This window comes from Neobacillus niacini, assembly GCF_023715415.1.
Classification (GTDB): Bacteria; Bacillota; Bacilli; order Bacillales; family Cytobacillaceae; genus Neobacillus; species Neobacillus niacini_C.
Genome location: NZ_JAMBOB010000005.1, coordinates 473,510 through 495,822, shown reverse-complemented (window position 1 = coordinate 495,822; position 22,313 = coordinate 473,510). Strand labels below are relative to the sequence as shown.

Genomic DNA, 22,313 nt, shown 5'->3' with positions numbered 1-22,313 from the left:
TTGGACATCCCCATCTTTTGTAAGGTTATCCCATCTTATCAGCCAACATGGTTTCAGCCACCTGTTCCGAGTTTTGCCTTCAAGTCCTCCGCACGAAATCTCACGATACTCGCACTACCTGTCAGCTGTACATTTCCGCCACAACGGCATGTTAGGGACTTTCACCCATTAAGCGAAGCGCTGCCAAGCGCACAAAAGGCGCGGCACTGCAATTACCCCGCCTTTCTCCCTTGGAATGACCTAGTAACCTTATGATTACACCAGTACCTTTTCAATGTCATTATAATAAATGACCTATGATAAGATTCTACAGCCTTCTAATTTATCATACCTCGCTTTTGCCTCATCCCTATTTTCAAACTCAAATATTTGGATGCTTACTTTTACATAATAAGTAAAAACCCAAACAATCATTTCCTCCTTCATATTGAAATTTAAAAAAGGCATCTAATTAATATGCAAGAAGTGTACCAAAAACCTAATCATCCCAACAAATACAAAACCCAACAAATCAATTGATTTATTGGGTGAGATGGTAAAATTTTGTTGGTTTTAAATCAGAATATTAAGGTGAAATAATTGGTTGGCAAAAAATAACTTTTAAACCCTTATTCCGTTTCCCTTCAAGAGGCCTTATGCTCTAAGCGAAGTTTATCTGCAACCATCGCAATAAACTCTGAGTTTGTAGGTTTAGCCTTTGACATGCTAACTGTATAGCCGAATAGAGAGGAAATAGAATCAATGTTTCCACGGCTCCAAGCTACTTCTATCGCATGGCGGATAGCGCGTTCCACTCGGCTTGCAGTCGTGTTATATTTCTTAGCAATATCAGGGTATAAGACCTTCGTAATAGAACCGAGTAATTCAATATCGTTATAAACCATTGAGATTGCTTCACGTAAATATAAATATCCCTTTATATGCGCAGGGACACCAATTTCATGGATAATACTTGTAATGCTAGCATCTAGATTTCTTGGTTTATTTTCAGTGTGCGAACGATAATTTCCAGAAGGCGCCTTTCTGCTTACCTGACTGGTTTTACCGCTTACTTGACGGATATGGTTACCTAAATTCTCCATATCAAAAGGTTTTAAAATAAAATAAGAGGCACCAAGCTCAACTGCCTTCTTTGTAACGTCTTCTTGTCCAAATGCAGTCAACATAATAACATTAGGAATTGCACCCTTTTTAAGCTCTCTTAAACGTTCAAGGACAGCTAAACCATCTAGATGAGGCATAATAATATCTAAAACGAGTACATCCGTATCCGTTGATTCAAGAAGTTCTAAACAATCCTGACCATTATGAGCAATACCCGCAATTTCCATATCATCTTGGGAAGAAATATAGTCCTCTAATAATCCAACTAACTCCCTATTATCATCCACGACACAAACTTTAATCTTTTTCACTTTTATTTCCTCCTCAAATCCAAATGTTCATATCTCTATTTAACATTAATTTTTATTCTCTTAATTCTATTCTAAATTAGAAATTCGACAATGCAACTAAAATTCCTCTAGTTTTTTTAATATTTCTTAAAATAGTGAGAAAATCTCATCTTTTCTTTGTTTTACTTTAAATTTCGACTAAATTCGCATATGTGCCTAATTATTCCATTTTTTTGTCGAAAATACTTTATGTAAAAACAAAATAGGCTTTTATAGCCTATTTTGTTTTTATTACAATTTAGTTTTAGCTAGCCTTTTCTTCAGGTTTTTCGTATATGTTAATTCCTGCTTCATTTAACATCCATTCAATGTGTACTCCATAACCAGAGGTTGGATCATTGACAAAGACATGTGTTACTGCACCAATTAGCTTTCCATCCTGGATAATTGGACTTCCGCTCATCCCCTGAACGATTCCTCCAGTTTTTTCTAGAAGCCTTGGATCGGTTACCTTCAAGACCATGCCTTTTGTTGCTGGAAATTTCTGCGGGATTGTGCTGACAATTTCAATATCAAATTCTTCTACCCTGTCATCATTTACCACTGTTAGAATTTTTGCTGGCCCTTCCTTCACTTGGTGGGATAAGGCAATTGGAAGTGGTTTATCCAAAATTCCGTTCTTTAATTCTTTATTCAACACTCCGAAAATGCCAAATGGGCTGTTTTTTGTGATGTTTCCGACTATTTCACGGTCTGAAGAGAATCGCGCTAGCTTTTCTCCTGGGTCACCATTACTGCCCTTTTCAATGGAGGTAACCGTAGACCGAACGATTTGACCATCTTCTACTACAATTGGCTTCTTCGTATCCATATCTGAAATAACATGCCCAAGGGCACCATATTTCTTAGATTGTGGATGAACAAATGTCATCGTTCCGATTCCTGCTGCTGAATCACGAATATATAATCCAAGCTTATAGGAGTTTTCTCCCTTATCCTTAAGGGGAGTAAGTTTCGTTGTAAACTTACCACTTTCCCTGCTAATAACCATATCTAATGCTTTACCGCTTTGACCTGAATCTTGCACAAACGGGGCAACATCAGTCATTTTTTCAATTTTATTTCCATTGATTTCTGTAATGATATCACCGATTTTGATTCCTGCTATTTCACCAGGTGATTTTTTTCCATCTTCTGTATTAACTAAATGGTGGCCTACGACCAATACGCCAACCGTATTTAGTTTAACACCAATGGATTGTCCTCCTGGGGTGACTTTGAAATCCTTTAAGACATTTACATCGACCTTTTTTACAGGTATCCCTGCAAATTCTAAAAGCATTTCTTCTTTACCTGAATCATTTGCTTCTAAGGATACTTTTTCTTTATCTTGTTCAAGTGAGATAGTTGAATTGAGAGATACTAAAGAGGCTGAAACCGGTACAGCCTTTTGAAAAGTATAATTTTGTCCTTCAAAGACTGTAATGGTCTTTGGTATATCAAGGTACTGCTGAAATGGCTGAAAATAAAGAATGCTGATTAATGAAACAAGGAGAATTCCACCAATGATCTTTCTAATTATTTCTAACTTCAAAATCTTCACTCTCCTCGCTTTGCGTTTCACTCTACATCGAAATGGCTACATCTTTAATTTTGCCTCCATCAGCAGCATTTATAACATAAGACAACATAAAAAAGCTCCCCTAATTGGGAAGCTTTTCAATTTTTTTATTTTCAGATGCTAAAAATAACAATTCTTCAGCGTGTTTTTTTGTTAAATCAGTAATTTCAACGCCAGAAATCATTCGGCCAATTTCCTTTATTTTCTCATCAACACTAAGTGAATGAACTGAAGTTTTGGTTCGTCCGCCTGTTGTTACTTTGGAAATAAACAAATGAGTATCTGCCATAGCAGCTACTTGAGGTAAATGCGAAATACATAATACCTGTGAATCGACAGCTACTTTATAGATTTTTTCAGCTATTGATTGTGCCACCCTTCCGCTTACACCAGTATCTACCTCATCAAAAATAATGGAAGTAACGCCTTGATGTTTCGAAAATATACTCTTGAGCGCGAGCATTATCCTCGATAGTTCCCCGCCAGAAGCAATTTTCGATAAAGGCTTTAATGGTTCACCTGGGTTTGTAGAGATAAAAAATTCCACGTGATCCACACCATTTTTTGTAAAATGTGGCAGAACGGATTCAAAGCGAATTTCAAACACTGTTTTTGCCATGTATAGTTCTTTCAATTCATTATGAATTAATTTTGTCAGCTTCCCTGCCCAGCGTTTCCGGAGTTCCGTCAACTGTTTGGCTTCTAGGCTTAAATCTTTTTTAATGGAGGCTAGTTGTTTCTCTAGTTGCCCTATATGTGTTTCCTTATTTTGCAGCGTTTCTATTTCTTCTTCAATTTTCGCTGCATATTCTAAAACTTCTTCAATTGTTTTTCCATATTTGCGCTTTAACTGATTAATTTCATTTAATCTTTCTTCGATTTCATTTAACCGCTGTGGATCATATTCTAATTCATCTAGTTCATTCCTCAATGTGCGGGAAGCATCCTCTAGCTGGTAAAAGCTGTTCATGACGGATTCATATAATTCTTTATAAGCGGAATCCAATGCTTGAGCGTCTTCAAGCTGTCCCATTACCAAACTAATCCAATCCAGCCCCTTTTGTTCTCCAGTAAGGGCATTATAGCTGGATTGAATCGCTTCGAAAACACGTTCAAAGTTCACAAGCTTTCGTTTTTCTTCAAAGAGCTGCTCATCTTCATTAAGCTTTAGATTTGCATTTTGAATCTCATCAAATTGAAATTGAATTAAATCTAGGCGATGCGCTGTTTTTTGCTCATTCTCACTTAGAGACTTAAGTTTATGAGAAGTTTGTTCATAGCGATGAAACACTTCTTGGTATTCTGTCTGAGAAAAAGAAATATCCTCAAAACCAAATTGGTCAAGTAAGAGTAGATGCCTGCTCTCATCCATTAAATCTTGGTGTTCATGCTGACTATGTATATCAACTAAGGTAGATCCTACTTCCCTTAGAGTTGAGATGGTTACAAGCTTACCATTGATCCGACAAACACTCTTGCCCGTCCGAGAAATATCCCTTCGTAAAACGACCATACCTTCTTCAATTTCTATCCCAAATTCAAATGCCTTTGAAAACACAGGATGGTGCTCATCTATCTGAAAGAGACCCTCAATTTCCGCCTTATCTTCCCCGTGTCTGACAAACTCAAGCGAGCCTCTGCCACCTACTAGTAGATGAATGGCGTCAATAATAATTGATTTTCCTGCACCGGTTTCTCCTGTTAAAACAGTCAGCCCCTTGTCAAACGAAATGGAAAGAGCCTCAATAATCGCAAAGTTCTTAATCGATAATTCTGATAACATGGTCCTTTCCCCCCATTACAGCATGTCAAGGAACCGATTTGTGATAGTCTCTGTATCTTCAGGTGTACGACAGATGATTAATATCGTATCATCCCCACAGATGGTTCCTAATATTTCTTCCCAGTCGAGGTTATCAAGTAACGCTCCGATTGCCATAGCATTTCCAGGCAGACATTTCATGACAAGTAAATGTCCAGCAGAATCTATTCGAACAAATGCATCCATTAATGATCTTTTTAATTTTTGCAAAGGATTAAAGCGTTGGTCTGCAGGGAGACTATATTTGTATCTGCCATCTTGCAAAGGGACTTTAACCAAGTGCAATTCTTTAATGTCCCTTGATACAGTTGCTTGCGTTACATTAAAACCAGCACTTTTTAGTTCATCAACAAGTTCATCTTGTGTTTCAATATCATTGTTGGTGATAATATCTCTAATTTTTATATGTCGTTGACCTTTATTCAACTTTTTCACCCCGTAATCATCAGAACATCTAAGTATTTTGTACAAAAATGTCGCTTATACCAATATGTTAGCCCATTTTGCCTAGGATGTACAATGATTATTCAAGAGAAAAACTTGTCAAATTAAAAAGAAAGGATGAGCATATGCTCATCCTTCAACATCTTTTTTGGATTTAAATTCCTGATGGGAATCTTTCACTATTTGTAAAGGCTCAAAAGGCAATTCATTTTGGCCATTATCTTGCTCCCCAACCCATCTGAGGTGAAGGAGAAACTCAATATTCCCGTCTCCTCCAGTGATAGGAGAAAAGGATAAATTCACCACATTAAATCCTTGTTCAAGAGCAAAAACGACAATTTTATTAACAACCTGTAAATGAACTTTTTCATCGCGGACGATACCTTTTTTTCCAACCTGCTCACGACCTGCTTCAAATTGTGGTTTGACGAGTGCGACAATATCACTGTTAGGAACAAGAAGTGTTTTTAAAACAGGTAATATCAACTTTAAGGAGATAAAAGAAACATCGATGGTTGCAAAATTGGGCATTTCTCCTGCCAAATCTTTCGGTGTCACATATCGGAAGTTGGTCCTTTCCATTACCACTACACGGTCATCCTGTCGCAGCTTCCATGCAAGCTGATTATATCCTACATCTAGGGCATAGGACATTTTGGCACCATTTTGCAAAGCGCAGTCAGTAAAACCTCCCGTAGAAGCGCCAATGTCGAGCATAATTTTATCCTTCACTGTCACATCAAAGACTTTTAACGCTTTCTCAAGCTTAAGACCGCCGCGACTGACATAAGGGAGCACGTTTCCTTTAATCATAAGCGGGATATCAACTTTTACTTTTTCTCCAGGTTTATCTAATCGCTCCTCGTTTGAATAAACCAGCCCCGCCATAATTGAACGCTTCGCCTTCTCCCGAGTTTCAGATAATCCTCTTTCAACTAATAAAACATCTAAACGCTCTTTGTTCTTCATACCTTATGCCCTTTGTTGTTTTTTTCGTGCAAGTATAGTCATTCTTTTAACAACCTCTGAAGTGGTCATCCCTATTTCCTCAAGCAGTGAATCAACATCCCCATGCTCTATAAATTGGTCTGGTATCCCCATACGGTCGATTGCCTGATGATAAAAACCTTGATCATGCGCATATTCTAATACAGAACTTCCAAATCCGCCCTGGAGGATTGCTTCTTCAATGGTTAGGATAGGAATATTCTTTGAGAATAATTGATTGAGCATTTTTTCATCTAATGGCTTTATGAACCGCGCATTAACTACCTTTACTGAAATCCCTTGTTTCTCGAGTATTTCAGCTGCCTCCATCGCCATTGGGATGGTGGTACCAAAGGTTAAGATAGCACCGTCATAGCCTTCCTTTAAAACCTCCCAGGTGCCAATTGGAATACTCTTGAATTTTTCATCCATTTGAACACCCAAACCGTTTCCTCGAGGAAATCTCATCGCAATTGGACCATCATCATAATTTAGAGCGGTATAAACCATGTGCTGCCCTTCATTTTCATCTTTAGGCATCATTAATACTAGATTAGGCACATGTCTTAAAAAGGCAATATCAAATACGCCCTGATGGGTTTCACCATCTGCTCCCACTAACCCAGCCCGATCAATTCCGATGAAAACATTTAGATTCTGACGGCAAATGTCATGGACAACTTGATCATATGCCCGTTGTAAGAATGTCGAATAGATGGCTAAAAACGGCTTCATATTTTGGGTGGCTAATCCAGCAGCTACAGTAGCAGCATGCTGTTCAGCTATCCCAACATCGAACATTCTCTCTGGAAATTCACTAGCAAAGCCCTCAAGCTTAGACCCAACAGGCATTGCAGGAGTAATCGCAACAATTCGCTCATCCTCGCGTGCAAGCTTGCGAACTGTTTCACTAACTAGGCTGCTCCATGCCGGTGGTGCTTTATCAGACTTAACAAAGGCTCCTGTATCCATTTTATATGGTCCAGTTCCATGCCAAGTACCTTTAGTATCACTTTCAGCCGGTTTAAAGCCTTTTCCTTTTTTCGTGATTACGTGTAATAAGACTGGTCCTTCCGTTTTTTTGGCATAACGGAAATTTTCAAATAAAGCATCATAATCATGTCCATCCACTGGTCCTAAATACGTAAAGCCCATTTCCTCAAAAAACATACCTGAAACAAATAAATATTTGAGACTGTCTTTTACACGTTCCGCAGTTGCTGCGAGTTTTCCACCTACAGCTGGAACCTTTTTTAAGAATAATTCTAACTCGTCTTTAACCCACTGATATTTACCAGCTGTGCGTAATTGGCCAAGAATATTATGAAGAGCACCTACATTAGGTGCAATTGACATTTCATTGTCGTTAAGGATGACAATCATATTCTTTTTTTCATGTCCAATATGATTTAATGCTTCTAAGGCCATTCCTCCTGTTAGCGCACCATCTCCAATAATAGGTACGACATAAGAGCTTTCTTTTTTCAAATCTCTGGCAATGACCATACCCATTGCTGCTGAAAGGGATGTTGAGCTATGTCCTGTCTCCCAAACATCATGCTCACTCTCAATTCTTTTAGGGAAGCCGCACAGTCCTTTATATTGACGCAGTGTATCAAATTCTCTAGCCCTGCCTGTTAGTATTTTATGAACATAGGATTGATGTCCTACATCCCAAATAAATTTGTCTTTGGGGCTGTCAAAACATTTATGTAAAGCAATTGTTAATTCGACAACACCTAAGTTCGGTCCAATATGGCCTCCAGTTACAGACAGCTTTTCAATCAAGAATTGGCGTATCTCTTGACTTAAAGCCTCCAATTCTTGATTTGACATCCCTTTTAAAAAGGAAGGGTCTTTTATTGATAACAGATCCATGTTAGGACCACTCACTTTCATACTTTTTCTATCAGTCAACTATTTAAAAATAGCCGCTAACACTAATAGTGGTAACGGCATTAACAACGTTTTCTACATTGACAACAATTATAACACAATTACTTTGTTGTTCAAATACCAGTTATCTTAGTGGTCTCTAGAGGCCACTAAATCTGCAATTTCACTAAGCAGATTTATATTAAGTCCAGTCTTTTCTAAGTATTGTTTGGACAAATCTAATTGCTTTTGTAACTCTTCTTTTGCACCCTTCATCGTTAACAGCTGTGGATACGTACTCTTATCATTAGTGGTATCACTTCCAACAGGTTTACCCAATAGCTCTGGATTGCCCTCTAAGTCTAATATGTCATCCTGTATTTGAAAAGCAAGCCCAAGGTGATGGGCAAAAGAAGAAAGATTCTCTAGTTGCTCCTGATTTGCCCCGCCTAACAATGCACCTGCTATGACACTAAATCGTAAGAGTCTCCCTGTTTTATGTATATGTATATACTCAAGCTCTTCAATGGTAAGAGTTTTACCCTCGCCTTCCATATCCGCTACCTGACCGCCAACCATTCCTTCACTGCCCGCAGCTTTGGCCATTTCAGTTACCAATCGAAGTTTCGTCTCACTCGAAGCATTTTCGTTGGGAATCCGTCCAATTACCTCAAAGCTGTAGGTTAATAATGCATCTCCAGCTAGAATGGCGATTGCATCGCCAAACACTTTGTGATTTGTTGGCTTACCTCTTCTAAAGTCATCATTATCCATACTTGGCAAGTCATCATGAATTAATGAATATGTATGAATCATTTCTATAGCTGAAGCTGGTAACAACCCGATTTTAGGATCTTTTCCAAAAGCAGCGATAGTTGCAAATACTAGTAAAGGACGAATTCTTTTACCGCCTGCATCCAGAGAATAATGCATCGCTTCTTTAATAATAGGAGGCGCCTTCAGCTTTTGCACCAAGTTTCGTAGCTCTGATTCAAGCAGTTGTTTATGTTCTTGTGTAAAAGCATCTAGAACTTTAGCATTCAAAGCCTATTCCTCCTCTTCTATCGTAAAGTTTTGTTTCCGTCCGTCCTCCGTAATAATCTGTGTTAATTGTTCCTCTACACTTTTAAGCTTATCATGACAAAGCTTGGATAGTTCCATTCCTTCTTTATAAAAGACAATTGCCTCTTCTAAAGGGACATCTCCTTCTTCAAGCTTATCCACAATTTGTTCAAGCTTACTCATTGCTTCCTCAAAGGAAATCTTTTGTTCATTACTCACGGTTTTCGCTCTCCTTTATATTCTGTACATTACAGAGAAGGCTGCCATCTGTTAATTGAATTTGAAGTGGTTCGTTCTCTTTCACTTGTTTAATACTTTTTATTAATTCATTTTCATTTGTATAGACAAGGCTGTATCCACGTTCCATTATTTTTAACGGACTTAACGCTTGAAGGGTTGCAATAACCCTATCAAATTCTGTTTGTTTCTTTAAGAGAATTTTCTCCATTGCCCGTTTAACGTCTTTTTGTGAGCGGTCAAACCTGCCAGCGGCGTCGCGTAAAGCTACCCTTGGATGATTTCGCATCAGACGATTATGAACCGTTTGATGCTGGGACCTTTTTACATCTGACAATCGTGAGGCGCCGCGAACCAGGAGTTCTGTTAATTTATCTACCTGCTCAAGCTTCTGTTCGTAAAGACGCCGCGGGTACCGAAAAGCATAGGACTTTTGAGCTCGGTCTAACCGTTGCTTCTCGTATCGGTATAGGCTATTAATAGACTGGAGCATACGGGTTTTCCGCTGCAGCAGTCTTTCCATTAATTCATCGATATGCGGTACAGCTAACTCAGCAGCTGCAGTCGGCGTTGGCGCACGCAAATCTGCAACAAAATCAGCAATGGTAAAATCTGTTTCATGTCCAACAGCCGAAATGATTGGGACTGCAGATTGAAATATAGCTCTTGCAACTACTTCCTCATTAAAAGCCCATAATTCTTCAATTGAGCCGCCTCCACGCCCAACTATAAGCACATCAAGGTCATTCAGCTTATTTGCCTTTTCAATAGCTTTAGCGATAGAAGGGGCAGCATTTTCACCCTGTACGAGTGCTGGCAATACTAGAATATTCGCTATCGGATAACGTCTTTTAATCGTTGTAATAATATCTCTTATTGCCGCTCCTGTTGGGGAGGTAATGACGCCTACCGTCTTCGGGTAGCTCGGAATAGACCTTTTCCGTTCTATCGAAAATAAGCCTTCCGCTTCAAGTCTTTTTCTTAACTGTTCATAGGCTAAGAATAACTCCCCTATTCCATCTGGCTGCATTTCTTTTATATATATTTGATATTGACCACTTGGTTCATAGACAGAAATATCTCCTTTTACAACCACCTTCATGCCGTTTTCTGGCGAAAACTTCATTGTCCGTGATTGGCTGGAAAACATGACAGCAAGAATTCGTGCTTTATCATCCTTTAAGGTAAAATACATATGCCCGCTTGAATGCTGTTTAAAGTTTGATATTTCACCTCTTACATGGACATCCTGCAAATGGGGATCGGCATCAAATTTTCTTTTTATGTATTTTGTTAATGCCAATACAGATAAATACTTTTTCTCCTGCATTAGGTACTCCTTTTTAGGACCGCAGCGTATTTTTTGCTGATTTAAGAGTGTTATACATGAGCATCGTAATTGTCATAGGACCTACTCCCTTTGGTACTGGAGTAATATAACCGGCTTTTTCAACCACTTCATTAAAATCAACATCACCGCAAAGCTTTCCAGCCTCATTTCGGTTTATCCCAACGTCAATAATGACTGCACCATCTTTTACATGATTGGCTTTAATAAAATTAGCAATACCAACCGCCGCAACAAGGATATCAGCCTGTGATGTTTGAGCCTGTAAATCCTTTGTCCGTGAATGACAGTACGTTACAGTTGCATGCTGATTAAGAAATAACTGACCGACTGGCTTCCCAACAATATTACTTCTCCCTACAACAACTACATGTTTGCCAGCAACGGATATACCAGTCTCTTCTAAGAGGACCATGATTCCATAAGGAGTGCACGGTAAGAACGCATCTTGACCGGTCATCATTCTTCCAATATTAATGGGATGGAATCCGTCGACATCTTTTAATGGTGAGATAGCTTCAATAACTTTAATTTCATCAATATGCTTTGGCAGCGGTAGTTGTACAAGAATACCGTGGATTGCCGGGTCTTCATTCAACTCGTCGATTTTTAACAGAAGTTCTTCCTGAGAAGCCTCTCCCGGTAACTCAATGAGCACAGAGTGCATACCAAGTTCTCGACAAGTTTTTTCTTTATTTGTTACATATGTTCTAGACGCATGATTATTCCCCACCAGAATGACAGCAAGTCCTGGTGTTACCCCTTTTTCCTTTAGCTTTTTTACTTCCTCAGCAATTTCTACTTTTTTCTTTGCGGCTATTTCCTTACCATCAATAATCGTTGCAGTCATAATGTTTCCCCTCCAGTAGTAGGCAATCTATTTATTCGCTAATCAGCTGCTGTTTCACCTTTGATAGTACACCATTAATAAATCGGCTGGATTGTTCATCTCCGTATATTTTTGCAATTTCTATTGCTTCATCTAAAATAACATTTTCAGGTGTTTCATTTCGGAAATATTTCAATTCATAAACGGCTAGCCTTAACAAGTTTCTGTCTACAGTTGCTAAACGATCCATCGTCCATTTTTCAAGGTTTACTATGATTAATGGATCAATTTCATTTCTATGTTCAACCACTCCCAACACAAGCTTAGTTAGGTAGTCATCTCCTGACTCCCCTTCTAAGACATGTTCAATTGCAGAAGCTGGCTCTGTATTACTTACATCGATTTGAAAAAGAGCTTGTAGCGCCTTTTCCCTTGCTGTTCTTCTTTTCATTATACCGTTAACTCCTTTAGAGATCATAATTAATTTTTGTCTATTTTCATACAACAATTGTATGATATTGTTTTGCACATAAAAAGATAATAGCATAACTAAAATTGATTCGCACTGTAATACCTTATTTTTACCTAGAAGCTGTATACTAATAACCGTAAAAAAGAAAAAACCAAAGGATTTCTCCTCTGGTCATACGTTTAGATTTCTTCTTCTATTTCTGGTTCTGGTTTTTGGGTTTCGAATGAGATACCTACAACGTGTATGTTTACTGCTTCTGCTTCTAGAGCTGTCATGTTGAGTAGTGCTTGACGAATGTTATCTTGTATTTTCCCTGCTACAGTTGGGATTGATACCCCAAATTTCATTAAGCAGTATACGTCAACTGTAATTCCTTCTTCCGATAATTCCACCTTAACACCTTTACCGTGGTTCTTCTTCCCCAAGCGTTCAACTACACCTGTTGCAAAGTTCCCACGCATTTGTGCAACTCCCTCGACCTCGGAAGCAGCAATACCTGCAATGACTTCAATAACTTCTGGTGCAATTTCAACTTTGCCGTGGCCACTGTTACCTTGATTCATTTCCAGTACATTATACTCGCTCATAAAGTACACCTCCAGATTTAGATAGATTCCATCACATCATGTAACTCAAGAAATTTCGTATTAAACTGTCCCTCTACGAACTTTTCATGCTCAAGCAATTTTAAATGGAACGGAATGGTAGTATGAACACCCTCAATCACAAATTCGCTTAACGCACGTTTCATTCGTGAGATTGCTTCTTCCCTGCTAGTACCATATGTGATGACCTTTGCAATCATAGAATCATAATAAGGTGGAATCGTATAGCCTGGGTACGCTGCTGAATCAATTCGAACACCAAAACCACCAGGAGGCAGATACATATTTATTTTTCCTGCTGAAGGCATGAAGTTCTTTTCAGGGTTCTCTGCATTGATTCGGCATTCAATTGCCCAGCCTGTAAACGTAACATCCTGTTGCTTTACCGTTAGTTTTTCGCCTGAAGCAACTCGAATTTGCTCCTTAATAAGATCAATACCTGTAACCATTTCAGTAACTGGGTGCTCCACCTGTATCCTTGTATTCATTTCCATAAAGTAATATTTACGATTGCGGTAGTCATATATAAATTCTACCGTTCCTGCACCTGAATAATCAACTGCTTTTGCCGCTTTTACGGCAGCATTTCCCATTTCTTCACGAATTTCTCCATCTAATGCTGGTGAAGGAGACTCTTCTAATAGTTTCTGCAGCCTCCGTTGAATCGTACAGTCCCTTTCTCCTAAATGGACAGTATTTCCGTAGGAGTCTGCCAGAACTTGTATTTCAACATGACGGAAATCCTCAATATACTTTTCTATGTATACGCCAGGATTACCAAAAGCCGTTAGAGCTTCTTGCTGTGTAATATTAATACCCTTAACGAGTTCCTGCTCATTTTTTGCAACACGGATACCTTTACCGCCTCCGCCAGCAGTTGCTTTGATGATTACGGGGTATTGTATTCTCTTTACAAGCTCGAGCGCTTCATCGATATCATTAATGATTCCGGTTGAACCTGGTACAATTGGAACCCCTGCATCACGCATGGTTTCCCTTGCAATATCTTTTGTACCCATTTTGGTAATCGCCTCAGGACTAGGCCCCACAAAGGTAATATTACATTCACGGCAAAGCTCTGCAAAATCTGCGTTTTCAGCTAGAAAACCATATCCAGGGTGGATGGCGTCACAAGCTGTAAGTTTTGCCACACTAATTAAATTTGTCACATTTAAGTAACTATCTTTTGATAATGTTGGTCCTATGCAATAGGCTTCGTCTGCAAGCTGTACATGAAGAGCTTCACGGTCGGCCTCGGAAAAAACGGCAACAGATTCAATACCCATCTCCCTGCAAGCACGAATAATTCTGACTGCTATTTCTCCTCTATTTGCAATTAACAGTTTCTTTATCATCCTGTTATCGCTCCTTATTCTGGCTTCACTAAAAATAATGGCTGCCCGTATTCTACTAATTGGCCATTCTTCACTAGAACTTCAACAATCTCACCATTAACTTCAGCTTCAATTTCATTAAATAACTTCATTGCCTCGACAATACAAACGATAGAATCCTTTGTAACAACTGAACCTGCTTTTACATATGCATCTGCTTCCGGTGTTGGTGAGCCATAAAAAGTCCCTACCATTGGGGAAGTGATTTTGTGTAAATTGGATGTATCAGTTGGAGTCGCTGCAACATTGTTAGCTGCTTCCTGCTTTTCTACTTGCACAGGTGCTGCGGATACTGCAGCTGGTGCTGCTGGTTGAGATACAGGGACAACCTCACCTAATGCTTGTGGTAATGATTGTACAGTAGTTACTGTTGTTCCAGTATTCTTTTTCATTTGTATTTTTGAACCTTCATTTTCATATACGAATTCGTCAATACTGGACTGGTCAACTAATTTAATTAATTCACGAATTTCTTGTACTTTTAACAATCTGAACACTCCCTGTCCTACATAAATTAAGACTAACTACTAATACTATACGCTAATACCTTATTGAAGTTCAATATTCTTCTTATCAAACCTCTAAAAAAAGGAAAGCCGTTGGCTTTCCTTTTTGTTTGATTTATTTAGTCGGCTGGAATTCTACAGCTACAAAATTAGTTTCTCCAATTTCTTTCTTAACCATTTGGATAATCGCATTTGCTTCTGATTTAGAAGACTCCTTCTTGGACTTCACAATAATTTTAACAGTTGTACCATCAGCTCTCACTAATGCATCTTCATAATCCATGGCTTTAATTAATGTTTCAAGCATTTCTTCTTTTTTTGCAATTTCAGATAGCTTTTGCATTTGATCAACAGCTTCACTTCTTTGGTCCGCAGGTAAATCAGTTGTTGCCACAACAGTGTTTAATTGTTCTTTTTGTTCACTGCGCGCATCTTGAAGCTCCAAACGAAGTGCTTCAAATTCTTCATCGCCTGCAACTTGTGAAATAATGGTTTCGCCATCCTTAGCTTCAGTATCCGTTTTCGTTTCTTTTTGTTCAGCCTTCTCTTCTTGCTTCACTGCTGCAAGTTCATTGCTTTTTGGTTCAGGCGAGGTAATGTAATAAACCGATAATACAACCACCAAACTTAACATTGTTAATAACCAAACTGTTTGTTTTTTCAATAGCATTCGTAAATCCCCCTTTTATTTTTTAGGCATAACGGAAACGCGATGGCTAGGTACGTCTAACGCTCTTGTTACTGCCTCAATAATCCATTTTTTCACTTGAATATTTTCTGCACCTTTCGCTACTACTAGCACCCCGCGAATGGCTGGTTTTTGATATTCAACCACAATGGGCACCTCTTTCTCGCCTTCACGAATAATGACTAATTGCTGATCCGTGGAAGTATCCTGAACCTTCCGTTCTCCACCCTCGTTGTCTTTTTCCTCTGTTGTCTGAGATTTTGTCACTGTGTTTTTCTCAAGCACCTTTTTGTCTGTTGAATCAATATTCACCATTACCATTACATCGTCTACACCCAGCATTTCTTCCAGTGCCCTCTTAAGCTGTTTCTCATATTCTTCTTCATAACCAGAAATTGTTTTATTATTTGAATCTTTCTTTAAGCTAAAAGCCTCAACCTCTGACGTTTCTGACTGGCTTGCGGTTACTGCCTTACTGTCAAGTGGAGCTGATTTATCCGAGAATAGCACATTACCAACAATCATGAAGGCTGCGCCTATACATAGTACCAGAATCATATATTGATATTTCCCAGACTTTTTATCAGAAGTTTCTCCCTTTGAGACTAGGTTTTTAAGCCATGAAAATGGTCCCTTATTATTTTCCATTCTGCTATTTCATCCCCCCTTCAACCGAGACTTCAATTACTTTTTCGGTTACATTCCATTGTTGCGAAAGAAATGCGGCGACTTTTTCTGATTCCTCTGTTTGTTCTTTAGATGGAAGAGGCGTTTCTGTATCAATGCTAACTGGTTGAATGGCTTCGACGGTTGTAACTTTTGTTTCAGGCTGCTTAAGGTGAACTAATACCATTTCGAGATTTTCAGGGAATGATTCTTGACTATCATCCTGGGTTGTTAGTTCTATTTTTGCAATTTCCAAACCAAATTGTTCCATCAACTCCTCTTCTACTCCCTTTTCAAGCTGGACAGCCATTGTTTCTAAAATATATGCATGATTGGAGGCTTGTATTTCTTTTTTCTGCAATTCTATTAAATTTTCCATATTTTTTTTCCCTGGATCCTGGAAAGAGGGAATCTGAGCCATCGCTGTTTCAAAATCTTTAGAGATTAACTTAAAAATAGGTGTAAGGATTATCGCTATTAGCAGAAGCCCCGTAACCATTTTTGTATATTTTTGCATACTGGTATTTGGAAGCAGCATATCAATAACGGTTGCCAAGAGGATAAAAAGAATAATATTTGTTACCCATTCTATTAAAAATTCCATAACGTTCTCCCCTATCTCATCATCATCGTTAGATTCCCTGCTGCAACAATAACGGTAATACTTAAAAAGAACATGAGAGAGACGATACCGAGTGCTGCAAAAACATAAATAACGCTTTTGCTAATAATATCTAGGCATTTAATAACGGGTCCTCCGCCTAATGGCTGTAAAATTGCAGCAGCAAATTTATAAATAAACGCAATCATTAAGATTTTAAAGGCAGGGAAAGCAACAATGATGAGCAGGATTCCGACACCCGCTATTCCAACAGAATTCTTCAACAATCCCGAGGCACTGACTACAGTGTCCGCCGCATCAGTAAAGATTCTGCCAATGACAGGAATAAAGTTACCTGTCACAAATTTTGCCGTACGGATAGCAACCCCATCTGTTATCGCTGTTGAAGCACCCTGAACGGAAATAACTCCAAGGAAAACAGTCAGGAAAAGCCCCATTAAGCCAATACTCCAATTCCTTAGCAGCTGCGCTAGCTGTGTCACCTTATATTGGTCGGACATCGTACTCACAATGCTCAAAAGAGTGGCCAAAAAAAGCAGCGGAAGGATGACATACTGCATAAACGTCCCGCTGATATTCATTAAAAACAATATCACTGGGTGAAAGAAAGCAGCGGAAATGATTCCTCCTGAAGAAGCAATCAAGGCTAATAAGAGCGGAATCAGTGAAAGCACGAAGGAAATCATGGTTCCAATTGCTTCATTGGTATACTCTATGACAATATGAAAACTATTAAGAGCAATAATCACTAGAACCATATAAACAATAGAATAGGCAACTTTACTAATCGTGCTGCTTTCAAAAGCATTTTGCATTGATTGAAGAAACATGCTGAAAATAGTAAGAAGGATTAAAGAACCAAGTAATTTACCATTTACAACAAATTCATGAAATAGGAATTTAAGCACTCCCCCAGTCCAATCCTTGAAAGAGAATTTCTTATCACCCTTTACAAAATCATACAAACTTCCTTTCTGGCTTTCTGGGAGGAAGCCGCCGTATTCACTTTGAATATCCTCCCAATATTGTTTAAGCTCTGTTAAATCCATGTTTTTAAGCTGTGCGTCTACTAATTCCTGTGGCGATAGAGGTGTGGAGGCATTATTCACTTCTTCGTTAGCTTGTACACTTGTTGAAGTAAAAAACATAATTAATAGAATAATAATGGGAATAATCTGCAGCCTTTGCTTCATCATTTTTCACCTCATTTATTCAAAGAAATGACCTTTCTAGCTAGGAATCAGCTTGATTATCGTTTCTATCATGACCGTTAAAATTGGAATGGCCATCGCAAGAATTAACACTTTTCCAGCAAGTTCAATTTTTGAAGCTACTGCACCCTGACCTGCGTCCTTTGTAATTTGAGAGGCAAACTCTGCAATATAAGCAATTCCAATAATCTTAAGGATAGTCTCTACGTAAACTAAATTCACATTGGCATTTACCGCCAGCTTTTCAAGCATATGAATAATTTCATAGATTTTATCGACTAAAAACAAAAAAATACTGCAGCCTACAAATACAATTAACAGGAAGGCGAAATTAGGTTTTTGCTCCTTTATTATTAAGGCAAGGAAGGTTGCGACGAGAGCCACTCCAACTATTTTAATAATCTCAATGGCAAAGCCCTCCTTTCTTATTGAAGGTTATTTTCTTAACGATTGTTGTTAAAATCTTAAAGCCGATTTTAACGTGGAAATATGTTTTTTAGCGCATTGAATTTAGTTTGCAAGCTCTTTTCTAATATAATTTATGCTTTTTTATCATTAATTTTTGTTTAAGAAAAGAGCCTTATTGAAACAAGAAGACAGATTTTATTTTCTGGAAGAGATCATCTACAATTGAAGCAACTTGAAACAAAATGTAAATAAAACCAAATAAAGTAACCCATTGGGCATATTCCTTTTTCCCAACCTGATCAAGAACTGTGTGCAAAAATGCTACAACTATTCCCACACCGGCTATTTTAAAAATAATATCCACTTCTAAGCCCATTGCTTTTCCCCCTAAATTAATAAAATAATCAGTAATAACCCTGAAAAGAACCCTAAACTCTTCACCATCTTTTCGTATTTTGCTTGGCTTTCAACTGCGTCCGCTTCTTCTCTTTCGAGATGGGAAAGAGTTAGCATAATATGTTTTTGCTGGGAAAAGCGATCATGCCGACCCAGGGTTTCCCCAAATTGTTTCATAATCTCAAATTCACCTTGTTTAAAAGCCGTATGCTTCCAAACCTCCTTCAAGCTGTCCTCCCAAGCATCCTTTACTGTTGTTTCCGTATCTGTGAGTTTCTTTGCAAAACCTTCAAAGAAGGAGGATAATGGCTTGGATAATTGTGCCGCCAATCTCCTTGCTGCCTCATGCAAAGGGGTATGGCCATACATGATTTCAGCTTCAAGCGATTGAAGAGCAGATCTTAATTGCCTAAGCTGTCTTGGTCGTTCACTTAAATGTTTGGCAACTTCAAATCCTGTCCAAGTCGTAGCAAGAATAATAAAAATGGCACCAATGATTTTAACCATTTACGTCACTCTCACTTTTTGACTAAGTTGTTTTCCATTACCATCCAAAATATGTGTAATCGTTCCCGGGCCATGAGCCCTGCTAAGGACAATAAACCGCTGGAAAATATTTTGGTCGATAATAGATTTTAGTGAAGGTCTATTTTTCACTTCTTCTAAGCTTGTTCCATGCGTAGTCATGATTAGTTTTATACCTGCGTGGACAGCTTCTTGAATGGCTTGTGCGTCCTCCATTCGGCCAATCTCATCCACAACTAATACATCTGGACTCATTGATCGAATCATCATCATCATTCCCTCTGCTTTTGGGCAGGCGTCAAGCACGTCTAACCGATGCCCAAACGTCATTTGAGGAATTCCGTTTACGCATCCAGCAATTTCAGAGCGTTCATCTACAATTCCTACCTTAGATGCTTGAATCCTTTTTTCATGATTTCCAGATGAAATAATTCTGGCGATATCCCGTAACAATGTTGTTTTTCCCGTTTGCGGTGGACCAACAATCATCGTATGGTTCCAAGAGCTATTGAAAATAAAAGGGATAAGCTTCTCTGCAATACCTATCTTTTCTTTTGCAATCCGGATATTAAAAGAAGCAATATCCCTTATCGCTTTTACCTTTCCTTCTTCAAGGATGACCTTTCCTGCTAGTCCAATTCTATGGCCGCCTGAAACTGTTATATATCCCCGTTTTAACTCTTCCTCAAGTGTATAAATCGAGAATTGGCTGATTTTATTTAATAAGTGAAAAGCATCTTCTTGCCGAATAATGTACGATAGAAACTGTGGCGCTCCTTTCATCGTAATTTCTATTGGGCGGTCGATACGAATTCTGATTTCTTCCAATTCTTCTTTTTGACTAGGAGGGATTTTACTAATTTGATCTGCAATGTTTTTTGGTAAGAATTTTAGGATTGTTTCCACATATCTTCCTCCTTGCTTGTTGCTTGTCTCATTATTTAAAATGTATGCCTTTCGTGACGCAATATGACTAGATTGCTAGGAATACTTCATAAAGTAATACGTAATTTATGTAGTAAGAATATTAATGAGGGGGAAATTTCATGCACATTCAAAACCCTGGATACCGTAATAATCTACCTCAACGGAATAATGTAATAAAAGTAAAGGGGGAAGGTGAAATTGCCGTTCAGCCAGATACGGCATCTGTTAATCTAGGAGTAGTAACTGAGGGCAAAGAATTAATTGATGCACAGCAGCAGAATTCTATTGTAGGAAATAAGGTGATTGATTCTCTCATTGCTTTAGGTATTGATAGAAATCAAATACAAACGTTTGACTATCGAATTGAACCCAATTATGACTATGACCAAGGGAAACAAATATTTCGAGGATACAAAGTAACACACATCTTGGAAGTGAAAATCGATGATTTATCTATTTTAGGAAAAGTTGTAGATACTGCGGTTCAGAACGGAGCGAACTATGTTGCTAATGTTCAATTTACAACGAGGTACAAAGAAACTTATTATCAACAAGCACTTGTAATGGCTTTAAACAATGCAAGCAGCAAAGCAAAAACCATCGCTAATACCATAAGAGTAACACTCAATCCCACGCCCATTCTTGTAACAGAGGGCATAGACGTGATTCAGCCCTTTGAGAGCCATCAAGTTGCGTTTGCAAAAGGAGCCAGCTCACCACAGATTCTACCTGGACAGCTTCAAATTAAAGCAAGTGTTGCAGCAGTATATAACTATCATCCTATTGGTGGATAAAAAAAAGGATTGAGCCACAGAAATAGTGGTCCAATCCTCTTTTATATTCCTACTCATACTTCTTTACCATTCCATATAATTGTGCTGATGTCACGGGACCATTGTAATGCTCTCTTATTACTCCTTGTCTATCGATGACAAACGTTTCTGGCTGCCCGGTAACATTATATTTTTTTGCAATTTTGGAATTGTAGTCAAATACATAGACCGCAGGCGTATTATATTTTTCGAGGAACTTTTTCACTCGGTCCATGGTTTCACCTTTGTTAATCATAATTAATCGGTATTTATCGCCGTAATCCCTTGCAAATGCCTCAAGTTCTGGAGCTTCATCCACACATGGTTTACACCAAGATGCAAAATAATTTAAGATGATTACTTCGCCTTTATAATCAGAGAGCTTCGTATTGGTTCCATCTAAATTTGGGAGTTCGAAATTATAAGCTTGGTCACCAACATCGGTATTGTCACCTTTACTAGCCAAACTATATCCAAAAAAGCCAAACATTCCAATTAAAAGAAACAATACGAGTAAATTTATGACTCGTCTGCTCATCATGCTTCCTCCTAACAACCCTATTTATCTAGTTGTTTTAAAAACTCAATATCTTTTTTCAGGCTGCTATGACGCTTTCCAATAAGAAGCATATAACCAAAAATAACTAACCAAACAACTGAATAGGCTCCATACATGAATTCCATAATAAAATTCCTCCTAGTTTTCTAATCTTTCACGTAATTTTTCTTTGTACTGGTCAACTTTAAGTTTCATATTTTCAAAGGATACTCCTTTATGAAGAAGGTAGGCATAAAGGAAAGTAAAGGCCGTAATCGTCACTAATAAAGCAACAAGCATACTTGGTGCTATTCCACCGCCTTGTTGTGATGGACCATCTCCGAATACGATTGGATGAAATTTAGATTGCCACCAGCGAATCGCAAAGAATACGATTGGAACATCTGCAAATCCGATAATTCCAAATACTGCAGCTAATCTAGCTTTTTTATCCCAAACACCATCCATCTGACGAACCATCAAATAGGCTACAAAAAGGAAGAAAAGAATAAGTGTTGTCGTTAGGCGTGGTTCCCAAGCCCACCATGTATTCCATGAAGACTTTGCCCAAATAGGACCTGTTGTTAATACAATGATTGTAAATACAACGCCAATTTCAGCAGATACGTAAGCATACGTGTCATAAATTCGTTTGCGTTTGATTAAAAATAATATACTGAAAACAAATGTTACAAAGAAGGCTAAAAATGCTACCCATGCTGATGGAACATGCATATAAAATATCTTTTGTACAGCTCCCATTGTCTTTTCAATTTCTGCATAAAGAAAAATAAAGTAGAATGCCGCTAACATGGTCACTACCATGCCACCGTATAATATTTTGGTAAGCAGTGAAATTTTTATCGGAGCCCAATCTGCTACCTCGAAGGACGCCTTTTCTCTTTCAAGATTCATACTCATCTT

Annotated in this window: 27 protein-coding genes; 2 read left to right on the top strand and 25 right to left on the bottom strand. The window is 38.3% G+C overall.

Annotated features, from left to right (window positions below; translation table 11 throughout):
- The coding region (locus M3189_RS14560; protein WP_251634770.1) for a hypothetical protein at positions 1 to 255 on the top strand (255 nt) is incomplete at its 5' end.
- 368 nt (positions 256 to 623) lie between these two features.
- Here the strand turns inward: M3189_RS14560 and spo0A are convergent.
- From spo0A to spoIIIAA, 22 genes are all read right to left on the bottom strand, one after another.
- Positions 624 to 1,415: a sporulation transcription factor Spo0A gene (gene spo0A, locus M3189_RS14555; protein WP_251634769.1), complete on the bottom strand. Its 792-nt coding sequence runs from the start codon at positions 1,413 to 1,415 to the stop codon at positions 624 to 626.
- A 283-nt stretch (positions 1,416 to 1,698) separates the two neighbouring features.
- Positions 1,699 to 2,997, bottom strand: coding sequence for a SpoIVB peptidase (spoIVB, locus tag M3189_RS14550; protein WP_435368087.1), 1,299 nt, complete (start codon positions 2,995 to 2,997; stop codon positions 1,699 to 1,701).
- Between the two features lie 100 nt (positions 2,998 to 3,097).
- Positions 3,098 to 4,798 carry a DNA repair protein RecN gene (gene recN / locus M3189_RS14545; protein WP_251634767.1) on the bottom strand — a complete coding sequence of 567 codons (1,701 nt, stop codon included), beginning with the start codon at positions 4,796 to 4,798 and terminating at the stop codon, positions 3,098 to 3,100.
- A gap of 15 nt (positions 4,799 to 4,813) precedes the next feature.
- A complete protein-coding gene (gene ahrC / locus M3189_RS14540; protein WP_251634766.1) occupies positions 4,814 to 5,263 on the bottom strand; it encodes a transcriptional regulator AhrC/ArgR in 450 nt (149 codons plus the stop codon).
- A 147-nt stretch (positions 5,264 to 5,410) separates the two neighbouring features.
- Positions 5,411 to 6,250, bottom strand: coding sequence for a TlyA family RNA methyltransferase (locus M3189_RS14535; protein WP_251634765.1), 840 nt, complete (start codon positions 6,248 to 6,250; stop codon positions 5,411 to 5,413).
- A gap of 3 nt (positions 6,251 to 6,253) precedes the next feature.
- Complete coding sequence (gene dxs / locus M3189_RS14530) at positions 6,254 to 8,146, bottom strand: 1-deoxy-D-xylulose-5-phosphate synthase (protein WP_251634764.1); 1,893 nt, start codon at positions 8,144 to 8,146, stop codon at positions 6,254 to 6,256.
- Between the two features lie 147 nt (positions 8,147 to 8,293).
- Positions 8,294 to 9,187, bottom strand: a complete 894-nt coding sequence (locus tag M3189_RS14525) for a polyprenyl synthetase family protein (RefSeq protein ID WP_251634763.1) — start codon at positions 9,185 to 9,187, stop codon at positions 8,294 to 8,296.
- Positions 9,188 to 9,190: 3 nt separating this feature from the next.
- On the bottom strand, positions 9,191 to 9,424 hold the full coding sequence (locus tag M3189_RS14520; protein WP_353057428.1) for an exodeoxyribonuclease VII small subunit: 234 nt from the start codon (positions 9,422 to 9,424) through the stop codon (positions 9,191 to 9,193).
- On the bottom strand, positions 9,417 to 10,772 hold the full coding sequence (xseA, locus tag M3189_RS14515; RefSeq protein WP_251634762.1) for an exodeoxyribonuclease VII large subunit: 1,356 nt from the start codon (positions 10,770 to 10,772) through the stop codon (positions 9,417 to 9,419). Before xseA ends, M3189_RS14520 begins: the two co-directional genes overlap by 8 nt.
- Positions 10,773 to 10,785: 13 nt before the next feature.
- Positions 10,786 to 11,640: a bifunctional methylenetetrahydrofolate dehydrogenase/methenyltetrahydrofolate cyclohydrolase FolD gene (gene folD / locus M3189_RS14510; protein ID WP_251634761.1), complete on the bottom strand. Its 855-nt coding sequence runs from the start codon at positions 11,638 to 11,640 to the stop codon at positions 10,786 to 10,788.
- Between the two features lie 31 nt (positions 11,641 to 11,671).
- Positions 11,672 to 12,070, bottom strand: coding sequence for a transcription antitermination factor NusB (nusB, locus tag M3189_RS14505; protein ID WP_251634760.1), 399 nt, complete (start codon positions 12,068 to 12,070; stop codon positions 11,672 to 11,674).
- Between the two features lie 200 nt (positions 12,071 to 12,270).
- On the bottom strand, positions 12,271 to 12,678 hold the full coding sequence (locus M3189_RS14500) for an Asp23/Gls24 family envelope stress response protein (protein WP_251634759.1): 408 nt from the start codon (positions 12,676 to 12,678) through the stop codon (positions 12,271 to 12,273).
- 17 nt (positions 12,679 to 12,695) lie between these two features.
- Positions 12,696 to 14,051, bottom strand: a complete 1,356-nt coding sequence (gene accC, locus M3189_RS14495; RefSeq protein ID WP_251634758.1) for an acetyl-CoA carboxylase biotin carboxylase subunit — start codon at positions 14,049 to 14,051, stop codon at positions 12,696 to 12,698.
- 14 nt (positions 14,052 to 14,065) lie between these two features.
- Positions 14,066 to 14,578, bottom strand: a complete 513-nt coding sequence (gene accB, locus M3189_RS14490) for an acetyl-CoA carboxylase biotin carboxyl carrier protein (RefSeq protein ID WP_251634757.1) — start codon at positions 14,576 to 14,578, stop codon at positions 14,066 to 14,068.
- 133 nt (positions 14,579 to 14,711) lie between these two features.
- Entirely contained in the window at positions 14,712 to 15,266 is a 555-nt protein-coding gene (locus M3189_RS14485) for a SpoIIIAH-like family protein (protein ID WP_251634756.1), read from the bottom strand.
- A 15-nt stretch (positions 15,267 to 15,281) separates the two neighbouring features.
- Positions 15,282 to 15,932 (bottom strand): stage III sporulation protein AG, encoded by a 651-nt coding sequence (spoIIIAG, locus tag M3189_RS14480; protein ID WP_251634755.1) that lies wholly within the window; start codon positions 15,930 to 15,932, stop codon positions 15,282 to 15,284.
- Positions 15,933 to 15,936: 4 nt separating this feature from the next.
- Complete coding sequence (gene spoIIIAF, locus M3189_RS14475; protein ID WP_251634754.1) at positions 15,937 to 16,554, bottom strand: stage III sporulation protein AF; 618 nt, start codon at positions 16,552 to 16,554, stop codon at positions 15,937 to 15,939.
- 11 nt (positions 16,555 to 16,565) lie between these two features.
- Positions 16,566 to 17,765: a stage III sporulation protein AE gene (gene spoIIIAE / locus M3189_RS14470; RefSeq protein WP_251634798.1), complete on the bottom strand. Its 1,200-nt coding sequence runs from the start codon at positions 17,763 to 17,765 to the stop codon at positions 16,566 to 16,568.
- A gap of 36 nt (positions 17,766 to 17,801) precedes the next feature.
- The gene (spoIIIAD, locus tag M3189_RS14465) at positions 17,802 to 18,191 is read right to left on the bottom strand and encodes a stage III sporulation protein AD (protein WP_095247152.1); all 390 of its coding nucleotides are present in this window, start codon (positions 18,189 to 18,191) and stop codon (positions 17,802 to 17,804) included.
- A 172-nt stretch (positions 18,192 to 18,363) separates the two neighbouring features.
- Positions 18,364 to 18,567, bottom strand: a complete 204-nt coding sequence (gene spoIIIAC, locus M3189_RS14460) for a stage III sporulation protein AC (RefSeq protein WP_007084610.1) — start codon at positions 18,565 to 18,567, stop codon at positions 18,364 to 18,366.
- A gap of 11 nt (positions 18,568 to 18,578) precedes the next feature.
- Positions 18,579 to 19,094: a stage III sporulation protein SpoIIIAB gene (gene spoIIIAB, locus M3189_RS14455; protein WP_251634753.1), complete on the bottom strand. Its 516-nt coding sequence runs from the start codon at positions 19,092 to 19,094 to the stop codon at positions 18,579 to 18,581.
- The gene (gene spoIIIAA / locus M3189_RS14450) at positions 19,095 to 20,018 is read right to left on the bottom strand and encodes a stage III sporulation protein AA (protein ID WP_251634752.1); all 924 of its coding nucleotides are present in this window, start codon (positions 20,016 to 20,018) and stop codon (positions 19,095 to 19,097) included.
- 140 nt (positions 20,019 to 20,158) lie between these two features.
- Between spoIIIAA and M3189_RS14445 the strand changes: the two genes are divergently transcribed.
- The gene (locus tag M3189_RS14445) at positions 20,159 to 20,833 is read left to right on the top strand and encodes an SIMPL domain-containing protein (protein ID WP_251634751.1); all 675 of its coding nucleotides are present in this window, start codon (positions 20,159 to 20,161) and stop codon (positions 20,831 to 20,833) included.
- A gap of 49 nt (positions 20,834 to 20,882) precedes the next feature.
- Here M3189_RS14445 and M3189_RS14440 read toward each other — a convergent pair whose 3' ends face one another.
- Genes M3189_RS14440 through M3189_RS14430 form a run of 3 tightly spaced genes read right to left on the bottom strand, consistent with a single transcriptional unit; the run spans position 20,883 to position 22,310 of the window.
- On the bottom strand, positions 20,883 to 21,389 hold the full coding sequence (locus M3189_RS14440) for a TlpA family protein disulfide reductase (RefSeq protein ID WP_251634750.1): 507 nt from the start codon (positions 21,387 to 21,389) through the stop codon (positions 20,883 to 20,885).
- Positions 21,390 to 21,409: 20 nt separating this feature from the next.
- A complete protein-coding gene (locus M3189_RS14435) occupies positions 21,410 to 21,535 on the bottom strand; it encodes a CcmD family protein (protein WP_095247147.1) in 126 nt (41 codons plus the stop codon).
- Positions 21,536 to 21,548: 13 nt separating this feature from the next.
- Positions 21,549 to 22,310 carry a cytochrome c biogenesis protein gene (locus tag M3189_RS14430; RefSeq protein ID WP_251634749.1) on the bottom strand — a complete coding sequence of 254 codons (762 nt, stop codon included), beginning with the start codon at positions 22,308 to 22,310 and terminating at the stop codon, positions 21,549 to 21,551.
- Positions 22,311 to 22,313 lie beyond the last annotated feature (3 nt).